Below are 14,532 nucleotides of genomic sequence, written 5' to 3'. Positions count from 1 at the left end.
TACATGGATAACAAGATGGTGCTTGCCATCGTGCTTTCGGCAATAGTGCTCTTCAGCTATCAGATTTTTTTTATAGAGATGGACGAACCTCCCCTTCCCGTTGATGGCGCTCCGGCCAAAGTTGCGGAGCCCACTCTACAGGCACCTGCTCAGAATGATGCGGTTCCTGCGCTTCCCGCTACCCAGTTCTCCTCGTCACCCTCACTGGATCAGGGCCTTTCCGACCAATCCCTGCGTATTGTTGATGGTCGAGATGTGGTTCTGGAAAATGATCTTATCATCGCGACTTTCAGTACTTCCGGAGGACATCTGCAGTCTCTGCGGCTCAAGGAGCATCAGGAGGATGGCCGAGGCGGCGCCATGGTGGAAATGATACGAGCGGGCTACCCAGCGTTTACCTCAGTTATCGCAACTCCCACGGGCAACATTGACCTGGCAGGACTGCCTTTCACTGTGGAGCAGCAGACCGACAACAGTGTCACCTTTCACACGCTTTTGCCCGATGGCAGAGATGTGCGCAAGCAGTATACACTTTCCGGCGCCTACGAATTTTCCATCCGCTACGATATGGAATGCGCACCGGGAGCCTGTGCTGCCGTTACCACACTGCCCGTTGAAATTGTTGCAAATGTCAAAGGCGACACCTTCTCCTTTGAAGGGATTGTTCATGGATCCGCCGATGCTGGTCTGGATAAAATCAAGTACAGCGATGTTTCGGCGGTACGGGATATCCGGAACATTGGGTATGGTGGTGTGATGGACAAGTACTTCCTGATTGCTTTTCTGCCCAGCCCACAGGACACTTTTCGCCTTTTCCCGGACATCCCCCAGCGTGGTGCCGCCCTGGTGAGCCCACTGGGAACATCGGTGACCGTTTTCGCTGGTCCCAAACTCAAGGGAATACTCGATACCTATGATGTCGGTCTCTCCCAGGCGATCGACTACGGATTCCTCAGCATTCTTGCAGCGCCGCTGATGCAGGCTATCCGCTGGTTCTACTCGCTGACCGGCAACTACGGTGTGGCCATTATCCTGCTGACCGTATGTATCAAGATCATCTTCTTCCCGCTGAGCCATAAGTCTTATAAGTCCATGAAGAAAATCAGCGTGTTGGCTCCTGAGCTGAAAAAACTCAAAGAGAAGTTCAAAAATGACCCTCAGAAGCTCAATACTGCAACCATGGAACTGTATAAGACCCACAAGGCGAATCCCCTGAGCGGATGTCTGCCTATCCTGGTGCAGATTCCCGTCTTTTTTGCTCTGTACAAAACCCTGATGAATGCCATTGAGCTGCGTCATGCTCCTTTTGCGCTGTGGATCAATGACTTGAGCGCCCTTGATCCCTACTATATTACCCCGGTCATCATGGGTGCCACCATGTTCCTGCAGCAGAAGATGACTCCCACCGCCATGGATCCGCTGCAGCGCAAGATCATGCTTTCACTGCCCATTGTGTTCACCTTTTTGTTTATGACATTCCCGTCAGGCCTGATCCTTTACTGGATAGTCAACAATGTTCTGTCCATCGCCCAGCAGTACTACATTAATAAACGACCTGACTGAGACTGATACCTGTAAGGAGTCGCTGCATGAAAGTGATAGAAATAGAAGGCAAGTCTGTAGATGAGGCAGTCAGCGCTGCCCTTGAAGAGCTTGGCGGCGTCAGCCGCGACAGCGTGACCATTGAGGTGCTTGAAGAGGGAACCAAGGGCCTGTTTGGACTGTTGGGTACACGACCGACCCGAGTGCGTGTCAGTTATACCCCTGAAGGCGGGAAGCTGGACATGGCTCAGCGGCACCTTGAATTCTTCCTCGAGCGAATGGGGGTTAATGTCATCTCCATCAGCCGCACCGAGCAATCCGACGGTACCTGGCTTTTTCATGTGAACTCCACTGACGACGAGGTATTGCGCTATCACAATGGTGAGCCCCTGGAAGCCATTGCCTTTGTTATCTCGCGTATGGTGAATCAGTCCGCGGAAGATCACCTGCGACTGATGATCGACAGCAACAACTACCTGAAGGAAGTTGAGCTTACGCTGCGAGAAGAGGCGCTGGAGCTGGCTCAAAAGGCGATAGATACCGGTCGCAGTATTCCCATGCGCCCCATGAACTCGCGCGAGCGAAAAATTGTCCATGTCACACTGCAGGATATTGAAAGTATTAAAACTGCCTCCAGCGGTGAAGGGCACCGCCGCAAGGTGATTATTATCCCGGAAGGCGCCGAGCGACCTTACAGTAACAGTCGCCGCCCAGGGGCAAACAGCAGGCGGCGCAGCAGCGGGCCTCGTCAGGCTGCGGAAGAGTAGAAGGAGTTCACCTATGAAGTTTTTTATTGATACCGCTAACCTGCAGGAAATTACTCAGGCCAGTGCCTGGGGTCTGATTGACGGAGTTACCACCAACCCGAGCCTGCTGGCCAAAGAGGGTAAGCAGGATTCGCGAGAACTTTTCCGTGATATCTGCGCTCTCGTGGATGGTCCGGTCAGCGCCGAGGTCATAGCCCTTGATGCAAAGGGGATGCTTCGCGAAGCCAGAGAGCTGGCGAAGATAGCCGATAATATTGTCATTAAGCTCCCCCTGACCCTCGAAGGTCTTCAGGCTACCAAGGCGCTGTGCTCTGAAGGTATCATGACCAACGTCACTCTGTGCTTCAGTGCGAATCAGGCATTGCTGGCAGCCAAAGCCGGTGCTACCTATATCAGTCCCTTTGTGGGGAGGCTGGATGACATTGCTGCTGGTGGACTTGAGCTTGTTTCCCAAATCCGCACCATATATGATAACTACGATTTTGCCACCCAGATCATTGTCGCCAGTGTGCGCAGCCCCCTGCATGTGCTTGATTCCGCTCTGATTGGCGCTGATATTGCAACTATCCCCTTTAAGGTCCTTTCCCAACTGGTTCAGCATCCCCTTACCGATCGGGGAATTGATGCCTTCCTCGCTGACTGGCAGAAAACCAACCAATAGAATGGTATTTTGACATTTTCATGACACTATCCTCACAAATAGTGTCATTTCAAGGGGATTGAGAATGTTATCACAATAACACGAGGGGGAGTCGATAAAAGTTATTGACTGTTATAAAACATCATTCTATATTGTCCGGCAATTATGACTCTGAAGGTAGGCAACCAATGGAACGCAAAAAAACTGACTATATTATTCAATCCGTTTCCCACGCTCTGGATATATTGGAAGAGTTCTGTGTGAGCGAAGAATCCGAGATGGGAGTGACCGAGCTCTCCAAGAAACTCGGGTTGCATAAGAACAATGTCTTTCGCCTTTTGGCAACCCTCGAATCCAGAGGATATATCGAGCAGAACCCGGTCAATGGAAATTATCAGCTTGGCTATCGCTCCCTTGAGCTGGGTCAGGTGTTTGTCAGTCAGCTGGGATTGCTGAAGCAGGCGCGGCCTGTGCTGGAAGAGGCGGTGGCCAAGTGCAACGAGTCCATTTATCTGGGCGTCCTGCGCGATACTAACGTGGTGTATCTGGATATCGTCGAAACCTCACATCCTGTTCGGGTGGTTCCCCGTGTGGGAACTATTGTTCCGGCGTACTGTACCGCCATTGGAAAAGCTCAGCTTTCCCATGACAGCAGTGAAGAGGTTGAGCGTATTCTCTCCCAGTGTGATCTCAGGAAGTGGACCCCGAACACCCTTGATTCGGTCGATAAAATTATGGAAGATGTGCAGCTTTCCGCGAAACGGGGCTATGCTGTTGATCTCGAGGAGTATCAGCAGGGAGTTGTTTGCGTGGGAGTCAGTGTCAAGGATTACACAAATACCCCGGTTGCTGGTATCAGTTTTACTGGGCCGGTGCAGCGCATGACCCTTGAGCGGGTTGAGAATGAGATACTGCCCATTGTCATGGAAGCCGGGCGGGAAATTTCCCGGCGACTGGGCGCCTACTGATCACCCGTGGGTGAAGCGTTCTGTTTCCTGTAGATTCCGCAATAAAAGAGCCGCCTGACTTCTGCCAGGCGGCTCTTTTTGTTGGCAAACTGAATGATTTCGTGTGGTCAGCCTGCGGAGATAGCGCCGGAAGGGCATACGGATTCGCATGCGCCACAGTCGATGCAGGTGTCGGCATCAATAACATAGATGGCATCGCCTTGAGAAATAGCGGAAACCGGGCACTCAGGTTCGCAAGCGCCACAGTTTACGCACGCATCGCTAATTACATAAGCCATGGAAGACCTCCAGGGGAATTTCAGGTGAATGTATACAACATACCTAGCACAGAATCTAGCGAGGCAGTGGTCGGTTGTCAAGTCTTTTTCCCCGATGAAAATGCTCTGCTGAAGCGCTTTCAGTGGTCTGGCAACATTCAGCAGGGCAATGGGTTATGACTCTGCGAAGTTACTCCTTCTCCAGTTCGAAGGCTTCATGGAGTGCGCGCACGGCAAGCTCGGTGTACTTTTCGGCGATGACGCAGGATATTTTGATTTCTGAAGTGGAGATCATCATGATATTGATACCTTCATTGGCCAGAGCGGTAAACATCTTGGCTGCCACACCGGCATGGGATTGCATTCCGGCTCCGATAATGGAAACCTTGGCAACCTTTTCATCGACGAGGATATCGCCAATCTGCTGTGAGGATTTCAGGCTCTCCAGAGCTTCGAGAGCCTTGTGTACTTCATTTTTGGGCACGGTAAAGGAGAGGTCAGTCTGGCCGTCTCCTCTGGGGGAGATATTCTGAATGATCACATCAACATTGACGTTCTTCTGGGCGATGGCGCTGAAGATAGTGCTGGCCAGGCCCGGTTTGTCGTTGATGCGGGTCAGGGTGATCTTGGCTTCATTTTTATTATAGGCAATGCCGGAAATCATGACTTTTTCCATATTGGTATCCTCCTCCGATGTAACCAGTGTTCCTTCATCATCAAGCTTGAACGTTGAGCGCACGCGCACAGGCATGTTGTACTTTTTAGCGAATTCCACGCTGCGGGTCTGCAGGACTTTGGCCCCCATGCTGGCCATTTCCAGCATTTCATCGTAGGAGACGACAGGGAGCCTGCGAGCTTCCGGGACAATGCGCGGATCTGTGGTATAGACACCATCGACATCGGTGTAGATGTCGCAGCGGTCGGCCTTCAATCCGACAGCCACAGCGACGGCAGTTGTGTCTGAACCGCCTCGTCCGAGCGTTGCCACGTCTTGGGTGTCCTGGGTGATTCCCTGGAATCCGGCCACGACAACGACCTTTCCTTCTTTGAGGGACGCGTGAACGCGTTCGGCCCGGATTTCTTCAATGCGCGCCTTGGAGTGGGCGCTGTCGGTGATCATGCCCATCTGCCAGCCGCAATAGGAGATGGCGTCGATGCCAATTTGCTGCAGGGCCAGGGCAAGCAGGCCGATGGTCACCTGTTCGCCAGTGGCCACGACCTGATCATACTCTCTGGGGTTCGCGGTTGGTGCGATTTCACTGACAAGCCCTACCAGTTTGTCGGTTTCGCCAGCCATTGCGCTGACAGCAACGACCACATCGTTGCCCTCATTTTTGACGTTGGAGACAATCTGAGCCACGTTTTTGATTTTTTCGACGGAGCCAACACTGGTCCCGCCGAACTTCATGACAATGAGTGCCATTTAACTCCCTTTCTGTTCATCGATTGCGAGTAACATTTTCATCAGTTGTGTACTGTCATGCAGGTGTACCGACCCGCATTGCAGAAGACTTTCATCGTAGCTGGTGCATGGGTCGGGAGTGATTCGCGCCCCCGTCATGGCAAAGGGTACCCGGTCGCGTGTATGGGTCCTGACCTCGACCGGAGTCGGATGGTCGGGCAGCGCTACAGCACGAAAGCTGTCATGGTATCGCGACTGCAGGTGCGCCATGACCGGTCCGACCACCTTGGCATCGAAATCTTCAATAGCCTGAATCTTAAACTGCAGTTTGCCGGCATGGCCCGACTCATCGGGGCTTTCCACATGGATGTAAACGAGGTCGACATCCGCGAGTGCCTCAATACACGCCTGGGCCTTGCCTTCATAGTTGGTGTCTATCCAGCCGGTAGCGCCCTCCACGTGAATATTGCGAAACCCTATACAGTTGGCGACGCCGCGCATCAGGTCTACAGCCGTGATCATGGCGCCTCTTTTCCCGTAGAGGTCAGTGAAGCGCTGAAAGCTTGGCCGTTTTCCCTGGCCCCACAGCCAGATGGCGCTGACGGGTATCTTTCCCAGTCTCGCCCGTTCCTGATTCAATGGGCAGTCGCGCAGTATTTCCATGGACCGTTCCATCAGTGTGCGCACCGGTTCCGCTCCTTCACCATGGGGGAGGTGAGGGGCGATGGCCTGATCGGAAATATCGTGGGGCGGAGTCGTTACCATCCTCTCCATGCCTCCATGCCAGACCACCAGGTGGCGGTAGCTTACCCCCGGAAAAAAAGAGAACTGCTCGTTTTGCAGGTGCTGCTTCAGGTACTGAATATAGCGGCAGGCCTCCTCCGTGGAAATATGGCCTGCGCTGAAATCGTCCATGACGCCGTTGTCTTCTTTCAGGCTGACCAGATTGCAGCGAAAGGCCACATCGGTATCGGATAGCTCCACCCCCATGGCGGCAGCCTCAATGGGACTGCGTCCGGTATAGCCGGTGTCAAGCCGGTATCCGAGAACTCCCAGGTTGCAGATATCGCTGCCCACTGGAAGGTGATCGGGGGCGTTGAGAGTGCTGCCGCCAATACCACTGGCCACCATGGCGTCCATATGGGGCGTGCGGGCAACCTGCAGGGCCGTCTTTCCATTAAGGGCTGTCAGAGGGTGGTCACTCATGCCGTCGCCCAGAAAGACAACGTGTTTCATGCCTCCAGTCCCAGGGCGGCCAGCACACTGGGCATATCACTGCTGGACTTCACCAGGTCGATCTTCTGTTTCATGGCGGTGTCGGGGTCTTTGAGACCGTGACCTGTCAGAGTGCAGGTGAGACGGCAGCGGCCCGTGAAGTATCCGGCGTTATTGAGTTTGATGACGCCGGCAATGGTTGCCGCACTGGCCGGTTCGCAGAAGACGCCCTCGGTGCGTGCCAGCAGGTTGTACGCCTCCAGAATCTCCTCGTCCGTTACCATGTCGATCAGGCCGCCCGATTCATCGCGGGCCGCTTCCGCCTGCTTCCAGCTGGCTGGATTGCCGATGCGGATTGCCGTGGCGATGGTTTCCGGTTCCTTGACCGGATGTCCGAGTACAATAGGAGCGGAGCCGGCAGCCTGGAAGCCGAGCATTTTTGGCAGGCGTGTTGACTTGCCCGCCTGGTGGTACTCGCGGTAGCCTTTCCAGTAAGCCGTGATGTTGCCGGCATTGCCGACGGGAATGACGTGATAGTCGGGAGCATCGCCAAGGGCCTCAATGATTTCAAAGGCGGCAGTCTTCTGGCCCTCAATACGATAGGGGTTGACGCTGTTCACCAGTGCTACCGGGAATTTATCGGAGATATCGCGCACCAGGTTCAGGGCATCGTCGAAGTTTCCGTCGATCTGAATGACGCGGGCGCCGTGCATGACCGCCTGGGAAAGTTTGCCAAAAGCTATTTTTCCATCGGGGATCAGGACATAGGCCTTGATACCCGCCCTGGCCGCATAAGCCGCTGCCGAGGCGGAAGTATTGCCGGTGGAAGCGCAGATGATCGCCTTGGCTCCGTCTTCTACGGCCTTGGCTACGGCCAGGAACATGCCACGGTCTTTAAAGGAGCCGGTGGGGTTCAGGCCTTCATACTTCAGGAATATTTCCAGGTTGGGATTGCCGATGGCTTCGACCAGATTTCTGCAGGCAATCAGGGGTGTGTTGCCTTCGCACAGGCTGATCATAGGGGTTTTTTCGCTCACAGGCAGGCGGTCTTGAAAACGGTATATAAGTCCTTGGTACATTTTTAGTCCTCCACGCGGATCATGACAGGGGGTTCGGTGCAGAAGTCCAGCCGTTCTATTTCGCGGATTGACAGGAGAATATCATATCCCCTGGCTTCGTGGGTGATGATGACAAAGGGGACGCTGTCGTCTGCCTGGATGCCGCGTTCTTTTTGTATGGCCGAGGCGATGGAGATACCGTGTTCGGAGAGAATACGAGAAATATCGCGCAGCACTCCCACGGTGTCCTTGACTGTGAAACGGATATAGAAGGCTGAATGAATCTCTTCTATGGAGACGATGCGCGCTTTGCGCAGAGTATGGTAGCCAAAGGGTTGAATGCGCTTTCCGGCAATATCACAGGCCATGTCTCTGGCGATCTCGATAATATCAGACACCACGGCACTACCGGTGGGGTAGCGTCCGGCCCCCTGTCCGTAGAACATGGCCGGTCCCAGGTAGTCACCTTCCAGGTACACCGCGTTGAAGACGCCGTCAACGCTGTAGAGAGGGTGATCCTCACCCACCATGGTGGGGTGAACGCGGATGTCGATATCGCCGTCGCATTCCTTGGCGATGGCCAGCAGCTTGATCTTGTTATTCAACTCGCGGGCCAGTTCAATATCAATGGGTGATATGTTGGAAATTCCCTCGGTGTAGATAGCGTTGAAGTCGAGCTCTACCCCCCAGCTCAGCAGGGCCAGGATGAAGATTTTGTGGCTGGCGTCGATGCCCTCGATATCAAAGGTGGGGTCAACCTCGGCATAGCCGAGTTTCTGGGCCTGGGCCAGGGCTTCGTAGAAGGAGATCTTCTCGTCAGTCATCTTGGAGAGGATATAGTTGGCGGTGCCATTGATAATGCCACTGATGCTGCGGACATTATTCGCGGTCAGGCTGTCACGGATGGCCCGGACAATGGGAATGCCTCCGGCGACAGACCCTTCAAAGAGGTAAGAAACGCCATTCTCCTGGGCAGCAGCAAGCAGGTCGCAGTAGTGGGCGGCGATGCAGGCCTTGTTGGCAGTGACCACGTGCTTGCCGCGCTTCATCGCTTCTATGGAAAAGGTCCGGGCCGGTTCATAACCGCCCATGACCTCGACGACGATATCAATGGAGCTGTCATCAAAAATGGCGTAAGGGTCGACAGTGATTTCTATATGGGGTGGTTTTTCCTGGACTTCGTCCAGATCCTTAACCAGGGCTTTGGTGACCCGGATGTCGACCCCGGTTCGCTGTGCAATAAGCTGGTGGTTGGCCTCCAGAATATCGGCAATGCCTTTTCCGACAACACCGTATCCCAGTAACCCAACATTGACCTGTTTCATGAATATCTCCTGAGTTCCAAGTGGTGGGAATGTACGACAATTTCATGATTTATGTCAACAGGCTCATGCATGGTGAGCGGCACAGAAGAAGGGGTGGCACTCTGCCTGAAGGGCAGTCAGGGGAGTGGAGCTGGCGGGAGTGCCGCGATTAGCTTTGTGCAAATTAATGGGTCGATATGTCGCATAATGAATGTCAATGTAGCTACGGAGGAGAAGTGCCTTGACAAAATTAGCCTGAAGTATACATATTGACAGTATGGATTAATAAGAGGCTAATGTCAGGCGGTCGCAGGTGCCGGCTCACCGGCTCTGTGGCTGCTTCCAGAGGATAGTGTGTACGACCTGCAGGAGGGTGCTCCATGAACACGGTAGTCAGCATCGGCAGTATTACCACAGCAGAATTGACGCAGGCCGCTGCAGAAAAGCTGCACAGTCGCGCTGAGCGATTTGCCTGTGAAGTTCAGGGGTTCGCCTGGTGTGTCGAGAATCCGGTGGATGTCCTGGTGGTGGACGCCGAACTGGCCGGAGCCAGTGGGCTGGATATATTTCGTCAGATCCGTCAGGTGCCGGGACGAGAACATGTTGTGGGCATTCTGGTTACGGAAAAAGGGGATAAGTGGGCTCTCTACGAAGCCCTCGATGCCGGCCTGAACGATGTGGTTACAAAGCCTGTAGACAAGGTCGAGCTGCTGGGTCGCCTGCGGAATCTGCTGCATCTGCGCTCAGGCTTTCGTGGTCTTGAGGAGAAGGTGTCTTCCCTGGAATCGCAGGTGGATAAAAGCCTTGATGATTTGCGTGAAGCGAATACCTACCTGAATAAACGTGTCCAGGAGGAGTCTGAGCGTTGTCTTCAGCAGCAGCATATTATCCTGCAGCGCACCCGTGTTATCGCCATGGGCGAGATGCTCAGTGCCGTTGCGCACCATTGGCGGCAGCCTCTGACGGTTGTGTCCTTGCTGGTGGAGAGCCTGCGAATGGACTACGATGAAGGCACTCTGAGCAGTACCGGGTTGCAGCAGTATACCGAAGACATTATCAATGAGCTGAAGATGCTTTCGGGCACGATAGACACCTTTCGCAATATCCTCAAGCCTGATGCCAGCAAGGTGCGTTTTGAGCTGGAAGAGGCGCTTAAGAGTGTGCTGATCTTTATCTGGCCACAGCTCAAGGACAACAATATCCGCATCACCCTCGAAGACACCAGCTCTCATGTTTCACTGTTCGGCTACCCCCGTGAGTTTCAACAGGTACTGCTGTCCATTATCGGCAACTCTCGCGATGCGATTATTCTGGCGCGCAAGCCAGGCAGGATTCTCATTCATGTGGAGCAGACAGCGGGTGAAGTGATTATCGCCATCAGTGATAATGGTGGAGGTATTGACGAGTCTGTTCTTGCGCGGATATTCGACCCCTACTTCACTACCCGTGAGCGGGGGGTTGGCAGTGGAGTGGTGCGAGGGACGGGTACAGAGCTGTATCTGGCGAAAATTGTCATAGAGGAAAAGATGGCGGGAGTCATCAGTGTGGAAAATACCAGCGAAGGTACGCGAACGACGATCCGGCTGCCCCTGAGTATTGAGGTGCAGTGATTCCACACGGCGCATATCCGGGTTTACCCATCCCACAGGCAAACAGGAGCAGCCATGGTTCCCTTTAACGGTGCATGGAGCAGAATACAGCAGCTGACCGGCTTGTCCACCCAGGCAGAGCTGGCGGATGCCTTGGGAATTAACCCGGCCTCGGTTTCCGGGGCCAAGAAACGGGGATTTTTTCCTCTGGAGTGGATGCTGAAGATCGCGCTGGATTATCAGGTCAGCATGGATGCGCTTATCGGTATCTCTGAACACGGGCAGATGGTGGGAGTATCTGCTTTTCAGGCAAAAACAGCGGCAATTCTTTCTGGTAAGCCCTCCCGCGAAGAGAATGAACTGCTTTATGAATATGAGCACAGCCCGATTGATGACAGAACCCTTGAGACAGTTGTGTCTCCCCACAGCAAGGATCAGCTGCTGCAGGCCATAGGGTTTTCAACAGAGACCATGGCCATCGTGCGCGCCCATTGTGACAGCATGGAACCGACTATACGCAAAGGGGATCTGATGGTCGTGGACAGGAGCTGTACCGCTATTGAAACCAATGGTATTTATGTTTTTCAGGCGAAACAGAACCTGATCATTAAAAGAGTAGAGCTCCTGTTGAATGGATTTTTACGCTTTTTCAGCGATAACCCGGCCTATCCCTCCGAGAGGGTGCATCCAGAGCAGCTGTCTGCTGAAGATATCTTTGGTCTGGTGGTGTGGAAAGGCGGACGTATCTGAGTTTGGAGCAATGTGGAGAGACATTGACGGAAAAAATTACGACTGGGGTACACACCATGCACAAGATATATATCGGAAGACAACCCATATTGGATGCCGATAACCAGATTGTTGCCTATGAGTTGTTTTTCCGCCATGGAAAAGCCAACTTTACGGTGTATGAAGATTCTGTTCAGGCCTCTGCGCGAACCCTGGTGAATTTTCTCATGAATTTCGGGATCAACAACCTCATCGGCGATAAGCTTGGCTTTGTCAACATCGATGATCGTTTTCTGATGACCGATGCCATTGAAGCTCTGCCCCAGGACCGGATTGTCTTTGAAATCCTTGAACACAGCACTATTTCCGATGAGCTGGTGGAGCGGGTGCGCGACCTGTCATTCAAGGGATACCGTTTTGCCCTGGATGAGGTGATATTCGAGCGGGAGTACCTGACCCGCTTCAAGAACCTGGTGGACAAGGTGGAGTTTATCAAGGTGGACTTCAGCCTGAACAGCCCGCGTCGACTGGTGCGCATGGCCCACACCTACCGGCAGTTCTACACCACGCTGATTATCGAGAAAATGGAAAATCGCCGCGATGTGGAACTGTGCCGCAAGCTGGGATTCTCGCTTTTCCAGGGCTATTACTTCGCCCATACCGAAGTCATTGAAGGCCATGCCTACGAGCCCTCGAAACTGACAGTGCTGAAAACCATTCAGCTGCTGAATTCGGAAACCAGCACGTCCCAGGAAATCGAAAGCGAGCTGAAATTCTGCCCGGAACTCAGCGTCAATCTCCTCAAATACATCAACTCCGGTGCCTTCTACCTGCGCAGCAATATTGCCTCCCTGCACCATGCCATCACCCTGATGGGGCGCATCAAGCTCCAGAACTGGCTGCTCCTGCTCTGCTACTCTGATCCCCAGAATGGTGGACTGCGCGGGCCAGTCTTTGAGTCGGCCATCTTTCGCGCCAAGCTGATGGAGGAAATTGCAGCCCATCTGTACGGCTCCGCCAGTGCCGAAAAAGATCAGAGCTTTCTGGTGGGCATTCTCTCCCTGGTGGACGTGATCTTCCAGATGGACAAAACTGAAATCATCAGCAGCCTGAAACTCAGTGAAGTGGTGTCGGAGGCCGTGCTTCATTATGAGGGGCGTATCGGCACCATGCTGCAGCTGGTAGAGGCCATGGAAAAGCAGACCACGGATACCGTGGAAGGCTATGCCGCCGGGCTTGGTCTTGACCTTGATGCGCTGGAGAATATGCGCATCAATACCTACGAGTTTCTGCAGAACTTTATCCGAACCCTGGAACGCTGAACAGGAGGGCCGCGGTGAGCAGCAAGATTCCTGTTACCAGAACCGTGTCCCTGGAGATATCCGATGACAAGCTGAAAGCGACGCTGCTGATATACAGCCTGCGCAACCTCAGCGATACCGTCTGGCGCGACGCGGTGGATGTGGCGCACATTGCCGAACCCTATGTGATTGACGTCACGCAGCAGATCCGACAGATACAGCGTGAGCACGCCAAAAGCGCCATGGGATTTCCCCTGCGCATTACCATTGCCACCGGAGTTCCTCCCGTTCATGGTGAAGACTCATCGGTCCACTATTCCATTGACCTGGAGCGTAGCCCCGGTGAAATTGACGAACAGACCGGTGCCATCAACTTCCGGGAGCGGGGGCTGGTCAAAGAGGTCAAGTCCGGCAATACGATTCTGGAGATTCAGTGGGCCACCAAGGGAGTGAAGGGTTTTACCATTTTCGGCAAAACCATCGCCGCCCGCAATGGAGAGAACCGCCTGAAGCTCAAGGCAGGTGCCGGTGTGCGGGAGCAGCACTATCCCGATAATGAACGTACCCTGTTCATTGCCCAGCGCGATGGTGTTGTCCTGCAGCAGGAACAGACCATTATCGTCAGTGAAGTATTCGCCCTGAAAGGCGATGTGGATTATGCAACGGGCAATATCCGCTTTGATGGCTCTGTTACCATTACCGGCACCGTGAAGGCCGGCTTTGAGATCGAAGCCACCGGAGATGTCACCATTGAAGGCCATGTGGAGAAGAATGCCGTCATCAAGGGTGAAAGTGTGGTGATAAACGGTGGCTGCTACGGGAATATCAAGGCGCGCAGGCTGGCGCAAATGGATTTCGCCGAAAACGCCAGGGTAACCAGCGAACGCGAAGTAGTCATCAAGTCCATCGCCCGCACGGAAGTCATTGGCACCAACGTCATGGTGAACTCGGTGATATCCAGTCGCATCACCGCTTACGATGAACTGGTCATCTCCGAAATCAATTCCTCACTGAATATGCCCAGCTTCATCATCGCCTATGATCCCTGCGCGCTGGAAGTGATCAACCAGTTTCGCAGCCAGTACTCCAATCTCAGTTTCGAAATGGAGCTGCTGGAAAGCTATTTTGCCAATATCGGCATCAAAAGCGAATCCCTGCTGGGCGAAGCCCGGCGCAGTCACAATGTACACCTGGTTCCCCCCGGATACGCCATCAAACTTGACGAAGGTGGCAACATTCTCTCCACGGATCCCCATGCCTGGTTTATCCCTCCCGACGCATCCCAGAAAGCCAAACGCCTTGCCCAGGTGCGCGAGCTGCTGGTTCGCTTCAAGGAGGTTATCAAGACGATGATTCAGCGTACGCCGGGTACCATTCGCATTCTCTCCCATTGCGATCGCGATACCGTCATCGACATGTATGGAGTAGAAAAATACCTGAATTCCACCCGCAGCCGCTGCACCTTTACCTACGACTTTGAGAACAACTGCATCATCGAGAAGCTGGGCCGCTGAGAACGCAGGCAGAGCTGAAACAAGGCAAAAGCGGCGGGCCTTCAGGCCTCGCCGCTTTTGTTATGTGTGAACACTTCGGAGGTGTGCGTTTTGTGCCCTTGGCAGCAGGGGCAATACAGTTCCCCCTTCGGTTACTGCTCTTTTTTCAGATAGCTCTTCAGGCTCCAGAAGCAGAAACGGTAGCTGGCGTAGATCAACACCGGCCAGACGGCCAGCATGACGGCCGATTTCACCAGTTCAGACATA

General features: G+C 53.7%; 13 protein-coding genes. 8 read left to right on the top strand and 5 right to left on the bottom strand.

The features are described from left to right. Positions 1-3: 3 nt before the first annotated feature. The 4 genes from yidC (at position 4) to SELIN_RS04200 (ending at position 3,917) form a co-directional block, all read left to right on the top strand. Positions 4-1,563: a membrane protein insertase YidC gene (gene yidC, locus SELIN_RS04215; protein ID WP_013505448.1), complete on the top strand. Its 1,560-nt coding sequence runs from the start codon at positions 4-6 to the stop codon at positions 1,561-1,563. A 26-nt stretch (positions 1,564-1,589) separates the two neighbouring features. Continuing rightward, positions 1,590-2,309: an RNA-binding cell elongation regulator Jag/EloR gene (gene jag / locus SELIN_RS04210; protein WP_013505447.1), complete on the top strand. Its 720-nt coding sequence runs from the start codon at positions 1,590-1,592 to the stop codon at positions 2,307-2,309. Positions 2,310-2,322: 13 nt separating this feature from the next. Then, positions 2,323-2,970, top strand: a complete 648-nt coding sequence (fsa, locus tag SELIN_RS04205) for a fructose-6-phosphate aldolase (RefSeq protein WP_013505446.1) — start codon at positions 2,323-2,325, stop codon at positions 2,968-2,970. A 167-nt stretch (positions 2,971-3,137) separates the two neighbouring features. Then, a complete protein-coding gene (locus SELIN_RS04200; RefSeq protein WP_013505445.1) occupies positions 3,138-3,917 on the top strand; it encodes an IclR family transcriptional regulator in 780 nt (259 codons plus the stop codon). Between the two features lie 107 nt (positions 3,918-4,024). Here the strand turns inward: SELIN_RS04200 and SELIN_RS14510 are convergent, their stop codons facing one another. The 5 genes from SELIN_RS14510 to SELIN_RS04180 all read right to left on the bottom strand — a co-directional run bounded on the left by SELIN_RS14510 (position 4,025) and on the right by SELIN_RS04180 (position 9,174). After that, complete coding sequence (locus tag SELIN_RS14510) at positions 4,025-4,195, bottom strand: 4Fe-4S binding protein (protein WP_013505444.1); 171 nt, start codon at positions 4,193-4,195, stop codon at positions 4,025-4,027. Between the two features lie 169 nt (positions 4,196-4,364). After that, on the bottom strand, positions 4,365-5,597 hold the full coding sequence (locus tag SELIN_RS04195; RefSeq protein WP_013505443.1) for an aspartate kinase: 1,233 nt from the start codon (positions 5,595-5,597) through the stop codon (positions 4,365-4,367). Then, positions 5,598-6,812, bottom strand: coding sequence for a cofactor-independent phosphoglycerate mutase (locus SELIN_RS04190; RefSeq protein WP_013505442.1), 1,215 nt, complete (start codon positions 6,810-6,812; stop codon positions 5,598-5,600). After that, positions 6,809-7,870, bottom strand: coding sequence for a threonine synthase (gene thrC / locus SELIN_RS04185; RefSeq protein WP_013505441.1), 1,062 nt, complete (start codon positions 7,868-7,870; stop codon positions 6,809-6,811). The genes SELIN_RS04190 and thrC overlap by 4 nt, the downstream gene beginning before the upstream one ends. A gap of 2 nt (positions 7,871-7,872) precedes the next feature. Further along, complete coding sequence (locus SELIN_RS04180) at positions 7,873-9,174, bottom strand: homoserine dehydrogenase (protein WP_013505440.1); 1,302 nt, start codon at positions 9,172-9,174, stop codon at positions 7,873-7,875. Positions 9,175-9,533: 359 nt separating this feature from the next. On the opposite strand from SELIN_RS04180, the gene SELIN_RS04170 reads away from it, so the two are divergent. From SELIN_RS04170 to SELIN_RS04155, 4 genes are read left to right on the top strand one after another with little or no spacing between them, the layout of a single operon-like run. Next, entirely contained in the window at positions 9,534-10,763 is a 1,230-nt protein-coding gene (locus SELIN_RS04170; protein WP_013505438.1) for a sensor histidine kinase, read from the top strand. Positions 10,764-10,817: 54 nt separating this feature from the next. Further along, positions 10,818-11,492, top strand: coding sequence for a LexA family transcriptional regulator (locus tag SELIN_RS13790; RefSeq protein ID WP_013505437.1), 675 nt, complete (start codon positions 10,818-10,820; stop codon positions 11,490-11,492). Positions 11,493-11,548: 56 nt separating this feature from the next. Further along, positions 11,549-12,793: an EAL and HDOD domain-containing protein gene (locus SELIN_RS04160; RefSeq protein ID WP_041725921.1), complete on the top strand. Its 1,245-nt coding sequence runs from the start codon at positions 11,549-11,551 to the stop codon at positions 12,791-12,793. Positions 12,794-12,807: 14 nt separating this feature from the next. Further along, positions 12,808-14,286, top strand: a complete 1,479-nt coding sequence (locus SELIN_RS04155; protein ID WP_013505435.1) for a flagellar assembly protein A — start codon at positions 12,808-12,810, stop codon at positions 14,284-14,286. Positions 14,287-14,532: the final 246 nt, after the last annotated feature.

Origin of the sequence: Desulfurispirillum indicum S5 (assembly GCF_000177635.2) — a bacterium.
Taxonomy (GTDB): domain Bacteria; phylum Chrysiogenota; class Chrysiogenetes; order Chrysiogenales; family Chrysiogenaceae; genus Desulfurispirillum; species Desulfurispirillum indicum.
Note: the sequence above shows the minus strand (reverse complement) of the source record. Positions and strands in the feature narration are given on the sequence as shown.